Origin of the sequence: Enterococcus sp. 10F3_DIV0382, from assembly GCF_002140245.1 — a bacterium.
In the GTDB taxonomy this organism is placed as follows: Bacteria; Bacillota; Bacilli; order Lactobacillales; family Enterococcaceae; genus Enterococcus_B; species Enterococcus_B lactis.
Genome location: NZ_NGMF01000004.1, coordinates 26,652 through 49,212 on the forward strand (window position 1 = coordinate 26,652; position 22,561 = coordinate 49,212).

Here is a 22,561-nt window from a genome sequence, read left to right on the forward strand (position 1 = left end):
GTAATGTTTTGTAGAAAGTTGGAATCTGACCGATGGATAATCAAAGAAAACCAGCATTAGATCAATTATCACCGCAAGAAAAAATGGCACGAGGCTCTGCCTGGATGACCGCCAGTAATATCATTTCAAGGTTGCTAGGAGCTGTCTATATCATTCCTTGGTATGCTTGGATGGGCGAAAATGCTAAGGCTGCCAATGGATTATTCAATATGGGGTACAATATATATGCATTGTTTCTACTGATCTCTACAGCAGGAATACCCGCGGCGATCGCAAAACAAACCGCGCGATATAATTCGTTGAATGAATATGGCACTTCACGACGATTATTCATCCGGGCATTACAGATGATGGGCGGGTTAGGTCTGTTGTTCGCTTTGTTCATGTACATCGCCTCTCCTTGGCTAGCTCATGCTTCTGGTGGCGGAGAAGAACTGATTCCAACGATGCGCTCTTTGAGTATCGCTGTATTGGTTTTTCCTTGTATGAGTGTGATACGAGGGTATTTTCAAGGGAATCAAGAGATGATGCCTTATGCGCTGTCGCAGATCGTTGAACAAGTGGCACGTATTTTTTATATGCTATTGGCTACATTCATCATCATGAAAGTCATGAATGGCGATTATGTGACAGCGGTCACGCAATCAACTTTCGCGGCATTTATCGGTATGCTAGCAAGTATCCTTGTCCTTTTGTATTTTTTGAAGAAACATCAAGCGTATACATCTGCATTTATCCACTACAGCGAAAACAAAGTAAATATTGCAACGAAGGAATTGTTGTTAGATACCATTAAAGAAGCAATACCGTTTATTATCGTTGGTTCAGGGGTAACAATCTTCAAATTAGTCGATCAATTCACTTTTATGAGGATCATGTCCGCATCCACTGAATATTCCAACGCACAGTTGTTAGATCTTTTTTCGATTTTCAGTGCCAATCCAGATAAGTTGACGATGGTAGTTATCGCATTGGCAACATCGATCGCGTCTACCGGGTTACCGTTGATTACAGAAGCTGTTACGTTGAAAGATCGAGTAGGGCTGGCAAAATTGACGAGCGGAAATTTACAACTGTTTTCATTTTTTATGTTTCCAGCGACATTCGGTGTCATGTTACTCGCCTATCCGCTAAACACATTATTTTATACACCAGATTCTCTAGGAAGCAATGTACTGATCCAAGCAAGTTTTGTAGGACTCTTCTTAGGGTTATATATGCTAGTTTCCAACATGCTGCAAGGAATGTTTGAAAACAGGGCAGCAATCAGTTATTTGGTTGTTGGGTTTCTGGTGAAACTACTTCTTCAATATCCAGCCATTCGTTTATTTGAAGTGTATGGCCCTTTATTAGCGACAATGCTCGGGTTTGCTGTGTCTTGTACCTTAATCTTAAAGAGGATCCATGAAGTAGCCCGCTTTAAACCAAGTTTTGTCTGGCGTAGGACATTACTGATCTTTATTCTTACCTTGATTATGCTTTTTGCTTCGTGGATCACAAAGATAATTTTTGGGACTTTCTTAAATGAAGATAGCAAATTCCAGTCTCTATTATTGATTCTTGCAGTAGCAGGTATAGGGGCATTGGTGTACGGTTATTTAGCTTTGAAAATCCGTTTGGCAGAAAGACTACTAGGACCAGGAATAGCGCGTTTACGACACAAATTAAAAATAAAATAAGTGAATGGGAAGAGCAGAATCAATGCTCTTTTGAAATGGGGGAAACGCATGCGTTTAGATAAATTTTTAGCAGATATGGGACTTGGTAGCCGCAAAGAAGTCAAAGGATTGATCAAAAAAGGAACGATTGAAGTCAATGGGCAAGTGGTCAAAAGCGATAAAACGCAAGTAAACGAGTTTGAAGATACGGTTACTTATTTAGGAGAAATCATTGCGTATCAAAAAGATTTTTATTATATTTTGCATAAACCTGCAGGAGTCATTTCTGCTACTCAGGATAATCATGACCAAACCGTAATCGATTTGTTGAAAGATCAAGATTATCGGGAAGATCTTTTTCCAGTTGGCCGATTGGATAAAGACACGGAAGGCCTCCTGATTTTAACGAATGATGGGATATTTGCTCATCAGTTATTATCACCAAAAAAACACGTGGAGAAAGAATATCTAGCTGAGGTTAGCGGTATAATGACAGAAGAAGATATCCGTTTATTTGCAGAAGGATTAATTATTGATTGCGATGAGCAGACATTGCCGGCAAAACTCCAAATTGATCAAGTAGATCAAGAGTCAGAAACTTCAATTATCCGACTGATTTTGCATGAAGGGAAGTTTCACCAAGTCAAGCGAATGGTCAAAGCAGTAGGAAAAGAAGTCTTATATTTAAAAAGAATCCGTATGGGGAATTTTTGGCTGCCTAAAGATTTGAATAAAGGGCAGTATCGCCCCCTGACCAAAGAAGAGCTAGAACAAGTGAGAGAAAAATAAGTGAATGGACAGTTAAAAGAATAAGTAGCGTAGTTGTAGCGCCATCTGAAAAGCAGACTTATCCGTCTGACTTTTGGATGGCCTTTTTGTGAAATTTCGACTTATTTCCGTAGAAGCTACTTCTGGAACATTGTTTGTTCAGAATAAGGGACTGTGACAAGACTTTTGTCACAGTCCCCATTGCTCCTTGTGACTCGGAGTTAGATAGTAAGGTCACGATCTCCCTAATATTCAGGACAAAACGCTGATTTCACAACCTCTGATAAACGGTGTGCAATCAGCTGACCCTCGGTATTAGCTCAAAAAACGGCAAAATATGAGAAACTATTTTTCCGTTCTTTTCTCTAATACTCAGGACAAAACGCTGATTTCACAACCTCTCCTATACTTTGTTTCATTTTCCCTATACTTTGTTTATTTATTCTCATTATTGAAAGCGCTATAATTGCGTTGGAAATGAATCGAAAGGGGTTTTTAGATGAAAAAACGAAAGGGGTTCAATCATTTTTTTATGAATCTATGGCGTTATAAAGCACTTGTCCTGATGGCTGTACCGGGTATGCTTTGGATGATTTTTTTCTTTTACATACCTGTAATGGCGAATGTCGTAGCATTCAAAAATTTTCATATTTCAGCAGATGGGTTCCTGGCTAGCCTGAGGGAAAGTCCTTGGGTGGGTTGGGAAAATTTCAAATTTTTATTTTCTTCGGACCAAGCATTTCTCATCACTAAAAATACAATTTTATATAATGTGACATTTATCCTTTTAAATCTGCTCATTTCAGTCGTATTTGCAATCATTATGAGCGAGTTGAGAAATAAACGACTTGTTAAAGTTTATCAAACGATGTCCTTGCTCCCTTATTTTCTATCTTGGGTCATTATCAGTTACTTCGTTTACGCCTTTTTAAGTCCCGACAAAGGAATATTCAACCAGTGGATTACTGGACACGGAGGAGAAGCTGTCAATTGGTATAATGAACCGAAATATTGGCCATTTATCTTAGTGTTCATCGGTACATGGAAAGGGATTGGTTATAACAGCATCATTTACTTTGCATCTGTTATGGGAATCGATCCGACTTATTATGAAGCTGCTATGGTTGATGGAGCTAGCAAATGGCAGCAAATCAAACATGTGACGATACCACAACTGATTCCATTGATGACGATTTTAACGATTTTAGCCGTAGGAAACATTTTTCGAGCTGATTTTGGCCTGTTTTATAACATTCCTAGGAATTCCGGTGCATTGTACGATGTGACTCAAGTTTTGGATACGTATATCTACAATGGGCTGACATCCACAGGAGATTTTGGTATGACGGCTGCTGCAGGACTTTATCAATCAGTTGTTGGTTTTGTCTTATTGATGATCACAAATACGGTCGCCCGTCGTTTTGATAGCGATTCTGCATTATTCTAAGGAGGAAAAAAATGAAAAAAAAGAAAGTGGAGAGAGTCCAAGTCCGTTCTTTCAATAAGACAACCAATTTTTTCTCTAATATAATGATTGCACTCTTTGCTATTTCCTGTATTTTGCCATTTATATTTGTTATTGCCATCTCTGTTACCGATGAGTCCGTATTGTCGACGCACGGGTACAGTTTTTGGCCAGAAAAATTCAGTCTATTTGGTTATACGTATTTGTTCGACCAGATGCAGGATAAAATTTTCCAAGCGCTTTATGTTACTATGCTTGTCACTGTTTTAGGTACACTGATCAATAGCACGGCTACTTCTTTATATGCTTATGCGATTTCGCGGTCAAATTTTCCATTCCGTCGTTTTTTTACCGTTTTTTGTTTGATTACGATGTTGTTCTCACCCGGTATGGTAGCTAATTATCTTGTTATGACAAATCTTCTCCAGTTAAAAGATACGATTTGGGCATTGATCTTGCCAATGGCTGTCAGCCCCTTCAATATTATTGTGATGCGCACATTCTTTAAACGTTCGGTCTCTGATTCGATTATTGAATCGGCGCGGATCGACGGAGCTAGCGAACTTCGAATATTCGTTCAAATCGTTTTACCGTTAGCTGTTCCTGGTATCGCAACAATCAGCTTATTTGCCGCATTGGGTTACTGGAATGACTGGTTCAATGCTTTACTATACATTCAAGATGATAAGCTAGTTCCACTACAGTATCTTTTGATGAAAATCCAAAGTAATATTCAATATCTGACGCAAAATTCAGGAGCAGGAAGCCAATTGACAGGTGGGCTAGCTTCAGTTCCAGGAGAATCCGCCAGAATGGCGATCGTAGTTATCTCTACGTTGCCTATTGCGATCAGCTATCCATTTTTCCAGAAACATTTTGTCAAAGGTCTAACGATCGGTGGAGTAAAAGAATAAAAAAATATAAATCATAAAATTAGGAGGAAGAAAAATGAAGTTATGGAAGAAACTAGCCTTTACAGGTGTTTCAGCATTATTGGTAGGTACATTAGCGGCATGCGGAGGTTCTGGTTCTAAAGAGCAAGCAGAAGCTAGTGATTCGGACACTTTGCAGATGTATCAAATCGGCGATAAACCGGATAATTTCGATCAATTGATGGAAGTGGCAAACAAACGAATCGAAAAAGAGATCGGTGCAAAAGTCAATATCAATTACATTGGTTGGGGCGATTACGAAAAGAAAATGAACGTCATCATTTCTTCCGGAGAAAATTACGATATCGCCTTTGCGAACAACTATGTTTCCAATGCTCAAAAAGGAGCCTTTGCTGATTTGACTGAATTAGCGCCTAAGTACGCTGAAAAAGCGTATAATGATTTAGATGAAGCTTATATCAAGGGAAATTTGGTGAATGGGAAATTATATGCCTTTCCAGTAAATGGAAATGTCTTTGCTCAACAAGTACTTACTTTTAACAAAGCTTTACTAGATAAATATGATCTTTCAATTGATGGAATCCAATCTTACGCTGATGCAGAAAAAGTTTTGAAGGAATTCCATGAAAAAGAACCAAACACGGCCGCTTTTGCCATTGGACAAGGATTCAAAGTCCAAGGAAACTTTGACTATCCTTTAGGGAACACTTTACCATTTGCTATTGATCTGGATGGAGATGATTCAAAAATCATCAATCAATACGACAATGAAACGTATATCGGACTGCTGCGTACGATGCATAGCTGGTACAAACAAGGACTCATTCCAAGTGACGCTGCAACGAGCAATAAGGACTATCCACTAGAAGGAAATACTTGGCTGATGCGTGGAGAAACACAAGGACCCTATGATTATGGCGATACGATTTTGACAAATGCAGCAAAACAAGAACTAGTTTCAAAAGCAATTACTGTTCCATTGAAATCTACAGCTCAAGCACAAATGGCAAATTTTGTCGTATCCAATACTTCAAAAAATAAAGAAAAATCAGTAGAACTTCTAGGGCTGCTTAACAGTGATCCAGAATTATTGAATGGACTTGTTTGGGGAATCGAAGGAGAAGCATGGGAAAAAGTCGATGGTTCAGAGGATAAAATCAAATTGCTAGATGGTTATCAGCCAAACACACATATGTCTGCTTGGAATACAGGAAACAACAAGATTCTATATACACAAGAGTCCATTACGGATGACATGATTGCCAAACGCGACCAATCGATTGCTGAAGCAGAAACTTCACCGATTTTAGGATTCAGCTTCAACACGGACAATGTAAAAACAGAATTAAGTAATATTTCAAATGTCATGAACCAGTATTTGGATGGATTGAATACAGGAACTGTTGATCCAGATGAAACATTGCCGAAATTAAAAGAAGCTTTAGATAAAGCTGGTTATGACAAGGTATTGAAAGAAATGCAAAAACAATATGACGAGTTTTGACAAGAACAATAATGAATAAAGACAAAGAGGTTGTGACAAAAACGTGTCGCAACCTCTTGTTCCGAATAAACGGTGTTCAAAACCTTGCATCTGCGGCAATCAGCCCAACCGAACGAAAAACGTAGAGAGCTATTTTTGTTCGGCTGTTCTTATTACTTGATGCAGGGCAGCACTTTTACAACCTTTAATACTCAGGCCATGGTGCTGATTGCCCAACCTTTTTTGTATAATGAGAAAGTATAAACTTAATGTTTGGAGGAGAAGATATGTTAGGGAAGGTTTTGGAAGAGTTGTTTATCCGAATCTGGGTCGTTATAAAACTAACCTTATATTTCTGGGTATACACGTTTGTCGGCGGAATCATCTTTGGATTAGGTACGGCATGGAAAACAGTCAATGAGTTATTTTATTTATATGGATTCGAGTATAAAGAAATCACGTTAAAAAGAGGCTGGAATATATATAAAAGAAATTTTTTAAGAGGAAATCTGCTATTTGGTTTATTTTTATCTAGTACTGCTTTATTGAGCTACAATCTATATCTATCTGTTCAAATCAAAGGACTCATTTTTTTAGCTATTGATTTTATTTTGCTTTTTGCCTTATTTTGTCTATTTGCTACTTATCAATACAGTATGATTTTAGACAGTGAATATACGATCTCTGTTCCTAATCTACTAAAGCTGAGTTTTATTTCGGTTTTTTCCAGCTTTTCGTCTTTTCTAAAAACAATTATTGGTAGCGGTATAATTATAGCTGTGACTTGGCAATTCAAAGGATTGATCTTATTTGGTGTCATTGGTCTTTTGACGGTTTGGAATGGTACGACGACGAAACAGTGGCGTGAAGAGTTAGATAAACAGTTGGAAAGTTATGAATAGGATCCGGATTCTATTTTCAAAAGGAACGTTACTGAATCGGCTGTTGCGGAAATATGCGGTTATCATGATTGGTGTAACGATGACTGCTACTATTATTTTTAGTGTCCATACGTGGGATCAAAACCAAAAGCAAGCAGAAAACATGACAAGTGATGCCGTTCAAAGTACAAGCAGAATGCTGAATGACAAAACAACTTTGAGTAGGATCATTAAAAACCAACTCGTCGGTGATTCCGAAAAAATCGAAAATGTCACTACCTACTTAACAAAACCCATAGATCAGTATTTGATGTATGTGTATGAGCAGCAAAACAGTACCGACGAATTAGTTTCTTTCCCAAATCAAATCAAAGATCTTTATATAAATTATGAAGAACTAAGTGCGGTATATATCGTACTGAATCAGCTACCGGAGTATTATGAATCCTCTAGAGAAAACAAAGGCGGAGAAGTAAAAGCAGGAACGCCAAAATTACTAGACGCCTTTTATATCAAGTTGCCTATCACACAAGGAGGAGCTGAGTCAGGCAGTATTTTTATCGGTTTCCAAAAGAAAGAGCTAGATACGATTTTAGAGAATCTAACGTCATTCAATGGACTCTCTTTATACATGATTTCTGGCACGACAAATCGCTTGTATACGTTCCATGATAATAAAATAGCTAAAGAAACGTTTGGAAGACAAGAAACGATTATCTCAGAGAGTCTTCAGAAAAATTCACAATTGCCAATTGCTAATCTGAGAAAAAATAATTTTATCCAACATCAAGAACTGTCGGATGATTACCGAATATTAGCTGTATTAGATAAAAAAAGCGTAAAAATCGAAACGGGGAAAAACCTTGCCCCGCTGATTGTAGGTATCATTGTTTTAGACAGTATATTGCTTATCTTTCTTTATAAAACATTCAAACGATATTCACAGCAAATATCCATCGTCATGCAGGCAATGGAGCAAACAGCAGCAGGGAATTTAGAAACCCGGATTGATACAACAAAAACGGAATATGAACTAAAGGAACTTTCAATCGGTATCAACGAAATGTTGGATAGCATCAATCAATTTGTCGAAGACATCTACAAACTAGAAATCAAACAGCAAGATGCACATATGCGGGCGCTTCAAGCACAGATCAATCCGCATTTTTTATACAATACATTAGAATATATCCGAATGTATGCAATCAGCGAAGGAAGCGAAGAATTAGCAGATGTTGTATATGCTTTTTCTGCCTTGCTCCGAAACAACACAAATCAAGAGAAGACGATCACTTTGAAAGAAGAACTGGACTTTTGCGAAAAATATGTCTATTTATATCAAATGCGTTATCCTAATCGAGTGGCCTATCATTTTATGATCGATCCTGATTTGGAAAAGATCGAAGTACCTAAATTTGTGATTCAACCATTAGTTGAAAATTATTTTAAACATGGTATTGATTTTACTCGATTTGATAATGCCCTAAGTGTCAAAGTCTTACAGGAAGACAAGCGGGTAAGAATCATCGTCAAAGATAATGGAAGAGGGATGACTGAAAAACGGCTAAAACAGGTGGAAGAAAAACTGTCTCATCCCAAAGTGGAACTTCACGAATCAATCGGTCTGCAAAACGTGAATGAACGTTTACGTGCCAACTTCGGCAGCAGTTATTACATGTCGCTTGAGAATAATGAGACAGGTGGACTGACTGTTTCTATTACATTCAAGGAGGGGTGAACATGTACCAGGTGTTATTGGTAGATGATGAATACATGATTTTGAATGGGTTAAAAAAGATAATTGATTGGAAAAGTTTAGGGTTCCAAATAGTAGCAACAGCGGAGAATGCCAAAGAAGGACTATCTGTCCTTGAGCAACAGCGGATTGATCTAGTGGTAACGGATGTGACGATGCCAGAAATAAACGGACTGGAATTTATTGAAGCGGCTCAAAAAGAACATCATAATTTTGAATTTATGATTTTGTCCGGGTACCAAGAATTTGATTATTTGAAAGAAGGCATGCAATTAGGCGCAGTGAATTATTTGATGAAACCCGTGAATAAGTTCGAATTGATTGAAAGCCTCAAGAAAATCAAAACACGGTTAGACCAGCAAAATGAACAAAAAAATCAGCAAGAAATCTATCAGGAACTATTATTCAGTCAATGGTTGAATGAAGAGTTAGATGAAGCAAGTGAAGAAGAAATAATAGGACAAATCAGTGAGAAACAGCATAGAATAGTATTGATCCAATTATCAAGAATTCATGATCCTCTTATCAATACATGGTTGAAAGAACACCAGCAAATCTTTTATTATCAAAGAAATTATGGAGACCGTATATTGATTACGCTGTTGTTGGAGGCAGATGAAGTTGATAGATTTTGCTGTTTTGTCCAAGAAAACATCCCTGATCAGGAATGGCTGATCAGTATCGGGGAAGAGACAGATTCATTGGACAAGATCCCTGAAACATTTCAACAAGCGAAAGACAATCTACAATTACATCAATTTTATGGAGATAAAGACGAGCATGTTTTTTACGCAATACAAGCAACAATAAAAGAGCAAACCATCGATTTTTCAAGTTTCAGACGTGTGTTGCAAAATAAACGATTAGATGATGCCCAAAAAATGATCACTGATTTTTTCGAGCAATTTCAGTTAGCAGCCATGATGCCGGAAGACATCCGGTACTCCAGCTTTTTACTGTTTATGGAGATTCAACGGGAATTGATTGATCTAGAAGATGAGGAATATTTACAAGGAATCGAAAAAATTCATCAGGCAAAAACGGTGCAAGAACTCCATCAGCTTCTTCTGTCGTTCGTCCAAAAGCACCAGAGACAGAAAAAATACAGTGGCAATGTAGAAAAAGTAATCGAAATCCTGCATCAGCATTATCAAGAACCACTTACACTCAAAGAAGTGTCAGAAAGTTTGCATTTAAATGTCATGTATTTAGGGCAGTTGTTCAAAAAAGAAACGAAAAAAAGTTTTTCAGCTTATTTGAACCATTTGCGTATGGAAAAAGCAAAGCAGCTGCTTTTGCACAGTAATCAAAACGTCAATGAAATAGCAAGTGAGATTGGCTACAACAATACCACGTATTTCTCTAAATTATTCAAGAAGATTGTCGGCAGATCCCCTAAGGAGTATCGGGAAAAAAGAGGAGAATCCTAAAAAAAGAAGCGTATGGAATGAATCAATGTTCAAAAGTTTGCATCTGCGGTAATAAGCCCAACCAAACGAAAATAGGAGGAGCTATTTTTGTTTGGCTGTTCTTATTACTTGATGCAGGACAGCTTTTTCACAACCTTTTGTTAGTTATCGTTTGATAAAGAAAAAGGCAAATCTTTTGATCGATACTTCTTAGGATGAGGGACGATACCTAATTGGTAAGAAATCTTGCCGCCTTTCAGCAAATCTTGATGGGTAAAATATAATTTCGTATATTCTTTGTCCATCCGATTGATTTTATGGATAAATTGCTGTTGCGGCCGATTAGGAGTGGCTTCAATCGTCAATTCCTTTCCATTTGACAAAAGCACAACAGCCTTGTCCATTAAAGGCATACCGATAACATATTCACCGGTTCCTGGTGTGACAGGATAGAATCCCAGACTATTGAAGATATACCAAGCAGCCATACTTCCGTTGTCCTCATCTCCAGGGTAACCCGTTGAAGAATCGTTGAAAGTTTGAGTCATCAATTGTTTAAGCAATGGCTGTGCCATTTCGGGTTGTCCAATATAGCTGAACAAGTATGGGTAATGAAAACTTGGCTGATTGGAGATAGCTAACTGCCCAAATTCTATCGCAGCCATCTCGCTCATTTCATGAATCTCAAAACCATATCCTCCTGTTTCAAATGTCGGAGATTGATTGCACAAATCAATGAGTTTTTCTTTGAATCTCTCACTGCCGCCATATTTTTCGATCAACCCTGCAAAATCATGATAAACAGCAAAGCTGCTTTGCCAAGCACTGCCTTCTGCATAATCTTGTCCCCAACGATGAGCAGAAAATGGTTCTCTGAATTTGCCATTTTTGTCTTTGGAACGCATCCATCCTGTCTCATAGTCAAAAATATTTTGATAGTTCAATGATCGTTGCTGATATTTTTTCACCGTTTCGTCCTCTGCTAGTACTTTGGCAACTTGACTAATACAAAAGTCGCTGTAAGCATAGTCTAGCGTATGATTGACCGATTCATGGTAGTGATTAGGAACATAGCCGTATGTCAAGTAATCCTCTGTCCCTTGTCGTCCATAATTTGGATGATTACTTTGAACTGTAGCGCCTTTCTTCATTGCTGTTAGAAATTCCTGCATCAAGTCTGGCCGAATATCTTTTACAGCAGCATCTGCAATGACTGCATCAATTAATGTCCCAGGCATTAGTCCACGTTCGTCAGGAGACAGCCATTTTGGCAAATAGCCACTTTCTCTATAGCTATTCAAAAAACCTTCCAGCATTTCTTCGTACTTTTCTACAGCAATCAAAGAATAAAGAGGATAAACCGTTTTATACGTATCCCAAAACCCATTATTTGTATAGAGAACACCAGGTTTCACAGATCGACTAGTCGTATCATAGTGGATTTTTTGCCCACTAGGATCCATTTCATAAAATGTCTGCGGAAATAAAAACACTCGATAGAAGTTATGATAAAACGTCCGCAATTGTTGTTGATCATGGTGTGTGAGCTGTATACGATCAAAATAGGATTGCCATTGTTTCTGGCTGTTAGCAAGGTAAGTCTCTTTACTTTGGTTTTGTTCTAGTTCCAGGTTATAAGCTGCTTGTTCCGAGCTGATAAAAGATGTCCCGAATCGGATGATTTGTTTTTTTGTCTGTTCAAAATACAACGGGATCGAATCGCTATTTTTGTTGGAAACAGCTAACTCATCAATTGTTAAAGGATATTCAAATCTCAATATAAAATAAAAAGAAAAATCAGGATCTTCTGAACCAGCAAAATGTGTGATTTTTCCTTCCACTGTGTAAGGATCTATAACAAAGAGCTGATGACGTCCCGGAAAGGATAAAAGTAAACCGCTATCATTTCTGCTGTAATCAATAGATAAGATTCCGCCATACATACTGGGTATCAATGTAGAGCGGATGCCATAACGCAATTGACGGATCGACAGATGAGTCGGACAAAATATACTTTCTTCTGGGCGGTAAGAACTTTGAGCATGAAAAAGGGTATTTTCCTGTAATTTACCATTGATTGGCGTGAGCAGCATATGACTAAAATCGCCCATCCAAGGACTTGGTTGGTGGGTAAGTCGATAACCTTGAAAAACACGATCCTCAGGATGAAACCACCAGCTGCCGTTTTGATCGGTCGTTTGCGGTGCAAAATAATTCATCCCAAAAGGAACGCCAGTGTAAGGCTGGCAGTTCCCGTTAGAGAAATTTGGCTGATTAGCTGTGCCATGTCTAGTATCTATTTGACCGATATTCATTTTATTTCTCCTTTGTTGATTGTCTTTTGATAAATGAAACTGGAAATTTGCTGTCGGAAGGACGTTCGTTTGTCTCTAACCAAGTGATCAAAGCCTCTCCAGCAAGCTTGCCTAACTGTTCAAAATCTTGTGCAATGGTTGTCAGCGGTGGATCAACAAGAGCGGCTGCTTGGATATCATCAAATCCGATGATTGAAAAATCTTCAGGAACATGATAATCATGCTGTCTCAAGAAATTCATCGTCTGGATAGCAACAACATCGTTTTCGCAAACAAAAGCGGTCACTTCATACTTAGTGATATAAGAAAGCAATTCATCGAATGTCGCGCTTTTGTCATCCAGCGAAGTGTGGAAAGCCAAACCAGCTTTGTCTAATGCTTCAAGGTAACCAAGGTAACGCTGACGTACGGATTGTGGATGAGTCTGTGCACCAAATAAATAAGCGATTTTTGAATGTCCCTGTTCGATCAAATGAGAAGTAGCGAGCACACCACCTTGGAAGTTGTCGGAAAGCACGGTAGGAAAAGGCAATTCATAGATTTTTTTATCCAATATGATAACAGGGAATTCCTTTAATGAAAGCTCAAAAAGCAAGTCAAGATGCTGTTCTGTATCAAAGGCATAATAAATCAATCCATCAAATTCATGGATGAGTTCTTTTGCCGTTTTATTTTGTAAAAAATCATGTGTCGTCATCATGACATCCATCTGTTTATCCTGCATCACAGGATTCAATCCCTTGGTAAAATCACCAACAGACAAATCAGCGACATATGGAAGAAGAAACAGAATCCGCCGTGTTTTTGTAGGTGAAGGAAGCATCTGCTCCGGAGAAGCTGATTTAACAAAACTGCCTTTCCCACGAACGCGATAAATCAGCCCTAATTGCTCTAATTCAGTCAATGCACGTTTTGAAGTGATTCTGCTTACTTTATAAGTATGGGAAAGTTCCTTTTCAGTTGGTAGTTGGCTATCTACAGGTAATTCACCAGTTAAAATAGCCATTTGCAAATCATTAAATATTGTCTGGTACAATGGTTGATTCATATAAACACCTCTTAATGATATATCATATTTAAATAATACCATAATAGATGAAAAAGTAAATAAAAATTTATTTTTTTGAAAGCGTAGACATAAAATGACACAAGAGGTATAATCTTTAAAGATATATCAAATGAAAAGAGGAAATTTATATGGTTTATAAAGATATACCAAAGTCAGTACAAAAATTTATGAATGATATCACACAAAAATGCGGGAAAAACCATGCGGACTGGGCAACGAATTTTACAGCAGCATTTGCCAACACATTATTGACAACAGTCAAAAAGCAAAATGACGGTACTACTTTTTTATTGACAGGAGACATTCCTGCAATGTGGTTGCGAGATTCTACTGCACAAGTTCGTCCTTATTTAGTGATTGCAAAAGAAGATGAGGAACTAGCTGACATGATTAGTGGGTTGGTCAAAAAGCAATTTTTTTATATCAACATCGATCCATATGCGAATGCCTTCAATGAAGAAGCGAACGGTGCGGGACACCAAACAGATCACACAAAAATGAACGATTGGATCTGGGAAAGAAAATATGAAATTGATTCTTTATGCTACCCGATACAGTTGGCCTATCTTCTTTATAAAAATACAGGAAAAACGGACCAATTCAACCCAACTTTTATTGAAGGGATCAAAAAAATCTTAGGCGTGTTCGAAACAGAGCAGGATCATGAACACTCTCCTTATACATTTATACGAGATACGACAAGAAAAGAAGATACGCTGATCAATGACGGACGAGGAGCCAAAACAACTTTTACAGGTATGACATGGTCTGGGTTCCGTCCTAGCGATGATGCTTGCCGTTACGGATATCTGGTACCATCCAATATGTTTGCGGTGGTCGTGTTAGGTTATGTGGAAGAAATTTTCCAAACGATACTCGATGATAAAGAAATTGTACAGAAAGCACAAATATTGAAGAAAGAGATTCAAGAAGGTATCCAAAATCACGGACGGACGGTTAATCAAAAAGGGCAAACGATTTATGCATACGAAGTAGATGGAATGGGGCACGCGACGGTCATGGATGACAGCAATGTGCCCAATTTGATCGCGGCACCTTATTTGGGTTACTGTTCGGAAAAAGAGGAAGATTATCTTCAAACAAGAAGAACATTGTTGAGTAAAGAGAATCCATATTTTTATGAAGGAAAGTATGCAAAAGGAATTGGTTCTTCCCATACGCCAAAAGAGTATGTTTGGCCAATTGCACTAGCTATGGAAGGAATGACAACACCAGATAAATCTGAAAAAGAACGGCTATTGAATTTGCTTGTAGCAACTGATGCAGGAACACATCTTATGCACGAAGGATTTGATGTGAACAATCCTGAAAATTATACAAGAGAATGGTTTTCTTGGGCAAACATGATGTTTTGCGAATTAGTCATGGATTACTTTGATATTCGAGTAGAAAAATAGGAGGTACTGTAAATGAAAAAGAAAGTATATATCATTTCTCATAGTCACTGGGATCGTGAATGGTACATGGCTTACGAACAGCATCACATGCGGTTGATTGAATTGATAGACGATTTATTAGAGCTATTTGAAGTTGATCCGTCCTTCAACAGTTTTCATTTGGATGGGCAAACGATTATTTTAGATGACTATCTTCAAGTAAGACCAGAAAAAAGACAGGCGCTCCAACAAGCAATCAATGAAGGAAAATTGAGAATCGGACCATTTTATATCTTGCAAGATGATTTTCTGATCAGTTCGGAATCAAACGTGAGAAATATGCTGATTGGCATGGAAGAAAGCCGTAAATGGGGAACCCCCGTCATGTTAGGTTATTTTCCTGATACATTTGGAAATATGGGACAGACGCCTCAATTAATGAAACAAGCTGGTATTTCAGCAGCGGCGTTTGGCCGTGGGGTAAAACCAATTGGCTTTGACAATCAAGTTCTGGAAGCAGAAAACTATTCTTCTCAATACTCAGAGATGTGGTGGAAAGGACCTGATCAAACAGAAATTTTTGGTCTGTTATTTGCCAATTGGTATAGCAATGGGAACGAGATTCCCGTAGAAAAAGAAGCTGCTCGTGTCTTTTGGAAGCAGAAATTAGCAGATGCAGAACAATATGCATCTACTGATCATCTATTAATGATGAATGGTGTTGATCATCAACCAGTACAAAAAGATATATCAAAAGCAATTCATCTCGCAAATGAGCTGTTTCCAGATTACGAGTTCATCCATTCTAATTTTACTGACTATCTGGAAGCAGTTCGACAAGAGTTGCCAGAAGACTTAGGTTCAGTAGAAGGAGAATTGACAAGTCAAGAAACGGATGGCTGGTATACTTTAGCCAATACAGCATCTGCTCGCGTTTATTTGAAACAATGGAATACCAAGGTCCAACGGCAGCTAGAAAACATCACGGAACCACTTGCGACGATGGCTTACGAAGTTACAGGGATTTATCCCCACGATCAGTTAGATTATGCTTGGAAGACATTAATGCAAAATCATCCTCATGACAGTATTTGCGGTTGTTCAGTCGATTCTGTCCATCGGGAAATGATTCCTCGTTTTGAAAAAGCAGATGAAGTCGGAAAGTATCTTGCACAAGATTCTTTAGAACAACTGGCCACAGCAATCGATACAACTGGATTTCCAAAAGACAGCTTTCCATTTGTCGTTGTAAATACTGCAGGAATGGATAAAACTGGCGAAGCAGAAATAACCATCGAATTAGAAAGAAAAAGATTCGCTGAGGGAATACCGGAACATCTGTATCAAGAGTTAGAACAGTTGCCTAGACGGAAGTATCACGTAGAAACAAAAAGCGGGGCCACTATACCAGCTATTTTATCTGAAGAAACTGTACAATTTGGTTATGATTTGCCGAAAGATCGTTTCCGTGTGCCATATATGGCAAAGACAATCAAGGTAACTTTCCCAATAAAAAACATGCCAGCGTTTTCTTGGGAAACATTCGCGCTTGTAGAAGGGGAAGCGAAAGCAGAAGAAAAGGAAACAATGATCCGTCAGAGTGGACGAATCGTCGAAAACGCCCACCTACGTTTGACGATTGAAAAAAACGGTGCCATTACAATGGAAGATCGTAAAAACAAACGAAAATGGAATAACCTGCATATTTTTGAAGATATCGGTGATATAGGAAACGAGTATATCTTTAAGCAACCTGTCTATGATCAACCAATCCTATCCAGTAATCAAGAGGACTCTGAAGTAAAAGTATTAGTAGATACACCAGAAATAGCAAAAATAAGTATTCTACAGGAAATGGAGATCCCAGTTTCTGCAGACGAGCGTTTAGAGAAAGAACAACGGATGGTTGTAGAATTTCGTTATCGAAAAGCAGAACGATCTAAAGAAAAACGGATCCTTCAAATAGAAACGATCATGACAGTCAGAAAAGATAGTAAAAAAATCGACTTTGAAACGACTCTTGACAATCAAATGAAAGATCATCGATTGCGTATCTTGTTTCCTACAAAGTTACATGTGGAACATCACGAAGCAGATAGTATTTTTGAAGTAGTAAAGCGCCCAAACCATGTATCTAGGAGCTGGGAAAATCCCACGAATCCGCAACATCAGCAAGCATTTGTCAATATTCATGATGAACAGAACGGTGTAACAGTTGGTAACTTTGGTTTGAATGAATACGAAGTAACAGCAGATGGACAAATCGCGGTGACGCTACTTCGCTGTGTGGGAGAACTAGGAGATTGGGGGTATTTTCCAACACCAGAAGCACAGTGTTTAGGTAAGCATCAGTTCAATTACAGCGTTGAACTACATGGACCAGAAGAAACATTCTCTACTTATTTGCATGCATACGCGGCACAGATTCCTTTTTCCACTCAACAAATCAAACATCATGAAGGAACATTGGCATCAAAACAACAATATTTAACGATAAAAAGTGAAACGTTTGCAATTACAGCTTTGAAACGGAGTAAGTTTAGTGATAAAGTAGTAGTGAGAGGTTTCAATATGTCTAGTCATTTAGAAAAATTAGAAATAACTAAAGACAATCGAAAAACGGTCATATTGAATCTGCTTGAAGAACCAACGCAGCAATCGGTTGTCCCGATAATCCAACCTTATGAAATTCGGACAATCGGATTCGAGGAGGAAAACTAAATGTATGGCGGAATAGAAGCAGGCGGAACAAAATTTGTGTGTGCGGTTTCAGAAGATGGAGAGATTTTGGAAAAAACAAGTATTCCTACCACAACACCAGAAGAAACATTGGATCAAGTATTTGAATTTTTTGATCGTTATGAACTGAATGGAATCGGGATTGGCTCATTCGGCCCGATTGGTATCGACCAAACAAAAGATAATTACGGATACGTTTTGGCAACTCCCAAAAAAGGATGGGCACAATTTGATTTTCTCGGCACAATCAGGAAACGCTACAATGTTCCTGTTGCTTGGACGACGGATGTCAATGCGGCTGCATACGGGGAGCTGAAGCAAGGGGCGGCACAAGGAAAAAATAGTTGTATTTACCTTACCGTGGGAACAGGAATCGGTGCAGGCGTTGTGATCAATGAGGAAATTTTTTCAGGAATCGCACATCCTGAAATGGGACATATTTGGGTAAAACGCCATCCAGATGATCAATATGAAGGCACTTGTCCTTATCATAAAGACTGTTTAGAAGGATTAGCAGCAGGTCCGTCTATTGAGGCACGTATAGGAATCAAAGGGCAAGATCTGCCACAAGATCATCCGATTTGGGATATTCAAGCTTTCTATATTGCTCAAGCACTGATCAACTATACGTTGACGTTAGCACCTGAAAAGATTATTTTAGGCGGCGGGGTAATGAATCAGGATCATCTCCTTCAAAAAATTCGTCAGCAATTTGTTGAATTGATGGGTGGCTACATGGAAACACCTCAAGTAAGTGAATATATCGTTCGTTGGGGACTGCCGAATGAAAGTGGGATTATCGGTAGTTTGCTGTTAGCAGAACACGAACATCAAAAGTAAGCAGACAAGTTACACAAAAAGAACGTAGTCTTATCAGCAGATAATGATAGGACTACGTTCTTCTTTCTATTTCCACAATCCGGGTAAAGCTTTACCAACTATTTTTTCTTGAGTAAATGGATGAATCATGTGCAGTTCTAATGCATGGAGCATCAGTCGTTCAGCTGGTCTATTTTGGTAAAGAGGGTCTCCGACGATTGGATGCCCTATATGAGCTAAGTGAACTCTGATCTGGTGCGTACGACCGGTTTCCAAAACACAATACACTTGTGTTTTTCCAGAAAGTACTTTGTCGACAGTGACATGTGTCAAGGCGTTCTGACCATTTTTATCATCTACGACCCGTTTTCTCCGATCATGGCGATCGCGTCCGATTTTATTGGTAATAGTCCTATCTTTGGCGATTTTCCCCCATACGATGGCTTGATATCTCCGATAGATCATTTTTTGTTCCAACATTCTTCCAAGTATCGGCAAGACAAATGGGTTTTTTGCAAATAAAACAGCGCCGCTTGTTTCTTTGTCCAAACGGTGGACAACATAAGGTCGTTGTTTTTTCGTATCGAGATAAGCAGCTAAGTGATTGAGCAAGGTACTGTTTTCTGTTGGTTCGTTTGGATGAGTCTTCATTCCTGCAGGCTTATCCACTATAATCAAATGTTCATCTTCATATAAAACACGAATGTGCTTCGCATCTCCTAATTGGACTTCTTGATAATTATAATCTGTTTCTTCGAATAACAATGTGATCTGGTCATTGCCTTTTACTTCATGATGGAACAAAGCAGGTTGTTGATTGATCCAAACGTTTTTACGTATACGCAAAAAGTGCCGAACCTTTCTAGGAACTAACCATTCCTTTTCAAGCAAGTCGCGAATCGTTGTTTCAGGGTGGTTCATAGGTAAAGTAATCGTGATTTTCACAAGTGTACTCCTTTCGGTAAAATTGCAGACTAATTGTACCATTTTTAAAACATATTTAAGAAAAAACTTACATTTTTCTGTTCATTCTTATGTTACTCTACTTGCACTAGCGAAAAAAAACAAATCGAACTACAACTTAAGCAGGAAGAAAACACTCTTTCATTATGGTAAAATAAGACGATTGAATTGAATAGACAGGAGAAGAAGCGAATGGATTTTCAAAGCATTTTAGGAAAGATAAAAGCTGCTTTGATCAGTTTTTGGCGATGGATCAGACCATATCTCGGACAATTCCATCGATGGCGAAAGCGCATTTGGAAAAAATATCATGTGAACAAATTGATTTTGCTGATTGGTTTGATCTGTGTCTTAGTGACAAGTATCTACCTTTTTATTTTAGCCAAACAAGCAAATGTCGAAACGTTAAAATCTGGATTAAGCCAATCGACAGTCATTTATGACAAGAAAAATGAAGAAGCTGGCACACTGTACGCCCAAAAAGGGACATACGTAGAATTAAACGCGATTTCTCCCTATATCCAAGATGCGGTGATCTCGACAGAAGATAGGAATTTTTACGAACATCACGGATTTGATATCAAAGGAATCGCCCGTGCGGCTGTTCGGATGGTTTTGTCTGGCGGAACATCAGGGGGCGGAGGAAGTACGATCACTCAGCAGCTTGCCAAAAATGCTTATCTGACATTAGATCAAACATTTGATCGAAAAGCGAAGGAATTATTTTTGGCAATCGAGATCGAAAAGAAGTACAGCAAAGAAGAAATCTTGACCATGTATCTTAACAATGCCTATTTTGGCAACGGGGTATGGGGTGTCCAAGACGCTTCCAGAAAGTATTTTGGAGTAGATGCAACGAATGTTACGCTATCTGAGGCTGCTACTTTGGCAGGAATGCTGAAAGGTCCTGGTATTTATAATCCGATTGATCACCCAGCAAATGCGAATGATCGGAAAAACACAGTATTAAGCGTAATGGAAGAAAACGGAAAAATCACAAAAGAACAAGAACAAGCAGAAAGCCAGACAGACATCAGTGCTTATCTTCATGACACATACGACAATTCAGATTCTGGTTATCGTTATCCTTATTATTTTGATGCAGTGATCGATGAAGCAGTGAACGAGTATGGTCTTGATGAAGAAGATGTCATGAATAAAGGCTATAAAATCTATACAGCTTTAGATCAGGATTACCAAAAGCAATTAGAAGCTACTTATCAAAATAATGCATTATTCCCAGCAAATGCTTCAGATGGTGCCATGGTCCAATCTGCTTCAGTAGCTTTAGATCCGAATACAGGCGGTGTACAAGCATTAGTAGGACGAAGAGGAGATCATGTCTTTAGAGGATTCAGCTTTGCTACACAGATGCGCCGTTCTCCAGGATCAACGATCAAACCATTAAGCGTGTATACACCAGCGTTGGAAGCTGGCTACAAGCCTTCTAGTGTCTTGAAAGATGAACCGCAAAGTTATTACGATGCGCATAATTTTGACGGGACATACCAAGGAGAAGTACCGATGTATCAGGCTGTTGCACAAAGTTTGAACTTGCCTGCTGTATGGCTTTTGCATGAGATCGGTTTACAAAAAGGATATGATAAAGCAGAAGAATTCGGCCTGCCTTTAGCAAAATCTGATAAGTATTATGGCTTAGCTCTTGGCGGATTAGAAAAAGGAGTATCTCCAATGATCATGGCGGGTGCTTACAGTGCATTTGCCAATGAAGGTCAGATGTATACGCCGCATCTCATCACGAAAATCGTTGATTCAACTGGAGCGGTGATCATCGATAATACAAACAAAAAGCCAAAACAGGTCATATCAAAGGAAACAGCCGATGAAATGACTAGCATGCTTCTTGGTACATTCTCAAATGGGACAGCAGCTGCTGCGAATCCTGCAGGTTATACGATAGCAGGGAAAACAGGAACCACAGAAACTAATTTCGATGCCACGAAAGCAAATGACCAATGGATGATTGGGTATACGCCAGACGTAGTGATTTCGACATGGATGGGGTATGAAGAATCCAGCAAGCTGCATTATTTGGAAGGGACAAGTGGAAATGTTGTCGGGAAAGTCTTCAAATCAGCGGCAGAAGGTATCCTTCCTTATACTTCCAAAACAGGATTTAGTGTAGCGGATGCCTATGCCACAGGAGGGCAAGTAGTAGCAGCAGATCAAGTTGGAAATACAGGTAATTCTAATGGAGAGTCTGGAAATTGGCAAGATAACTTGAATCAATATGGTGAACAAGCAAAAGAAGGATTGAAGAATTTCGGCGATATGGTAAAAGAAGGCGTTCAGGGAATTGGTGAAGCGGCTAAAGACCTCTGGCGGAAATATCAAGGAGAGTAGACCCTTTGAAAACGAATAACCCCATGTTACAATAGAGAGTAACTACTAAAAGAAAAGAGGGCATAACATGTCAAACATCTACGATAGCGCAAATCAGATCGAACGTGAGATCCGTGAATTACCAGAATTCAAAGCGTTGAAAGAAGCGTACGAGAAAGTACAAGCAAACGAAGAAGCACACAAGCTATTCAAAGACTTCCAAGCGATGCAAATCGAATTACAAGAAAAACAAATGAGCGGACAAGAATTCAGCGACGAAGATGCAATGAAAGCACAAGAAATGGCTGTAAAAATTCAATCAGAAGAAGTAATCAATGATTTAATGCAAAAAGAACAAGGGTTCAGTACGATCATTAATGACTTGAACCGGATTATCATGACGCCAGTTCGCGACCTTTACAGCGAATAGAACTATTTTATGAAACAACAGAGGTTGTGAAAGAGCTGTTCAGCCTTGAGCGATGACAAAATTGCTTCTTATTGCCGATAGACTGTCGCTTGAACACCATTTACCAAGAGGTCGTGAGCCTACCGTTTAACTCTGAGTTACAAGGAACAATTTCAAAAAAAGCTTCTCATGTT

Annotated in this window: 16 protein-coding genes; 13 read left to right on the plus strand and 3 right to left on the minus strand. The window is 38.7% G+C overall.

Translation table 11 applies throughout. From position 1 onward, the window contains the following. The first annotated feature begins 32 nt into the window (after positions 1-32). The 8 genes from A5849_RS14335 (at position 33) to A5849_RS14375 (ending at position 10,334) form a co-directional block, all read left to right on the plus strand. Positions 33-1,679 carry a polysaccharide biosynthesis protein gene (locus A5849_RS14335; protein ID WP_002314455.1) on the plus strand — a complete coding sequence of 549 codons (1,647 nt, stop codon included), beginning with the start codon at positions 33-35 and terminating at the stop codon, positions 1,677-1,679. Between the two features lie 48 nt (positions 1,680-1,727). Next, complete coding sequence (locus A5849_RS14340) at positions 1,728-2,447, plus strand: pseudouridine synthase (RefSeq protein WP_025478076.1); 720 nt, start codon at positions 1,728-1,730, stop codon at positions 2,445-2,447. A 478-nt stretch (positions 2,448-2,925) separates the two neighbouring features. Beyond that, a complete protein-coding gene (locus A5849_RS14350; RefSeq protein ID WP_002310829.1) occupies positions 2,926-3,873 on the plus strand; it encodes a sugar ABC transporter permease in 948 nt (315 codons plus the stop codon). An 11-nt stretch (positions 3,874-3,884) separates the two neighbouring features. After that, positions 3,885-4,805, plus strand: coding sequence for a carbohydrate ABC transporter permease (locus A5849_RS14355; protein ID WP_002310830.1), 921 nt, complete (start codon positions 3,885-3,887; stop codon positions 4,803-4,805). A 34-nt stretch (positions 4,806-4,839) separates the two neighbouring features. Continuing rightward, positions 4,840-6,288 carry an ABC transporter substrate-binding protein gene (locus A5849_RS14360; RefSeq protein WP_086310205.1) on the plus strand — a complete coding sequence of 483 codons (1,449 nt, stop codon included), beginning with the start codon at positions 4,840-4,842 and terminating at the stop codon, positions 6,286-6,288. Between the two features lie 266 nt (positions 6,289-6,554). Further along, positions 6,555-7,169 (plus strand): YesL family protein, encoded by a 615-nt coding sequence (locus tag A5849_RS14365; protein WP_002310833.1) that lies wholly within the window; start codon positions 6,555-6,557, stop codon positions 7,167-7,169. Then, complete coding sequence (locus A5849_RS14370; protein ID WP_002310834.1) at positions 7,162-8,886, plus strand: sensor histidine kinase; 1,725 nt, start codon at positions 7,162-7,164, stop codon at positions 8,884-8,886. The genes A5849_RS14365 and A5849_RS14370 overlap by 8 nt, the downstream gene beginning before the upstream one ends. A gap of 2 nt (positions 8,887-8,888) precedes the next feature. Then, on the plus strand, positions 8,889-10,334 hold the full coding sequence (locus tag A5849_RS14375; RefSeq protein WP_002314459.1) for a response regulator transcription factor: 1,446 nt from the start codon (positions 8,889-8,891) through the stop codon (positions 10,332-10,334). A 140-nt stretch (positions 10,335-10,474) separates the two neighbouring features. On the opposite strand, the gene A5849_RS14380 is transcribed toward A5849_RS14375, so the two are convergent. Beyond that, positions 10,475-12,628, minus strand: coding sequence for a GH92 family glycosyl hydrolase (locus A5849_RS14380; protein WP_073490532.1), 2,154 nt, complete (start codon positions 12,626-12,628; stop codon positions 10,475-10,477). A 1-nt stretch (position 12,629) separates the two neighbouring features. Next, positions 12,630-13,676, minus strand: coding sequence for a substrate-binding domain-containing protein (locus A5849_RS14385; RefSeq protein ID WP_002310837.1), 1,047 nt, complete (start codon positions 13,674-13,676; stop codon positions 12,630-12,632). Positions 13,677-13,825: 149 nt separating this feature from the next. On the opposite strand from A5849_RS14385, the gene A5849_RS14390 reads away from it, so the two are divergent. The 3 genes from A5849_RS14390 to A5849_RS14400 are packed head-to-tail and all read left to right on the plus strand — an operon-like array spanning position 13,826 to position 18,673. Next, entirely contained in the window at positions 13,826-15,115 is a 1,290-nt protein-coding gene (locus A5849_RS14390; protein ID WP_002310838.1) for a glycoside hydrolase family 125 protein, read from the plus strand. 12 nt (positions 15,116-15,127) lie between these two features. Continuing rightward, positions 15,128-17,815: an alpha-mannosidase gene (locus tag A5849_RS14395; RefSeq protein WP_086310206.1), complete on the plus strand. Its 2,688-nt coding sequence runs from the start codon at positions 15,128-15,130 to the stop codon at positions 17,813-17,815. Continuing rightward, positions 17,816-18,673: an ROK family protein gene (locus A5849_RS14400; protein ID WP_002310840.1), complete on the plus strand. Its 858-nt coding sequence runs from the start codon at positions 17,816-17,818 to the stop codon at positions 18,671-18,673. It begins immediately after the preceding gene. 66 nt (positions 18,674-18,739) lie between these two features. On the opposite strand, the gene A5849_RS14405 is transcribed toward A5849_RS14400, so the two are convergent. Continuing rightward, positions 18,740-19,597, minus strand: coding sequence for an RluA family pseudouridine synthase (locus A5849_RS14405; RefSeq protein ID WP_002310841.1), 858 nt, complete (start codon positions 19,595-19,597; stop codon positions 18,740-18,742). A gap of 210 nt (positions 19,598-19,807) precedes the next feature. Between A5849_RS14405 and A5849_RS14410 the strand changes: the two genes are divergently transcribed. Together A5849_RS14410 and A5849_RS14415 are read left to right on the plus strand one after the other, a co-directional pair. After that, entirely contained in the window at positions 19,808-21,979 is a 2,172-nt protein-coding gene (locus tag A5849_RS14410; RefSeq protein ID WP_002310843.1) for a PBP1A family penicillin-binding protein, read from the plus strand. 67 nt (positions 21,980-22,046) lie between these two features. After that, positions 22,047-22,388 carry a YlbF family regulator gene (locus A5849_RS14415; protein WP_002285994.1) on the plus strand — a complete coding sequence of 114 codons (342 nt, stop codon included), beginning with the start codon at positions 22,047-22,049 and terminating at the stop codon, positions 22,386-22,388. Positions 22,389-22,561 lie beyond the last annotated feature (173 nt).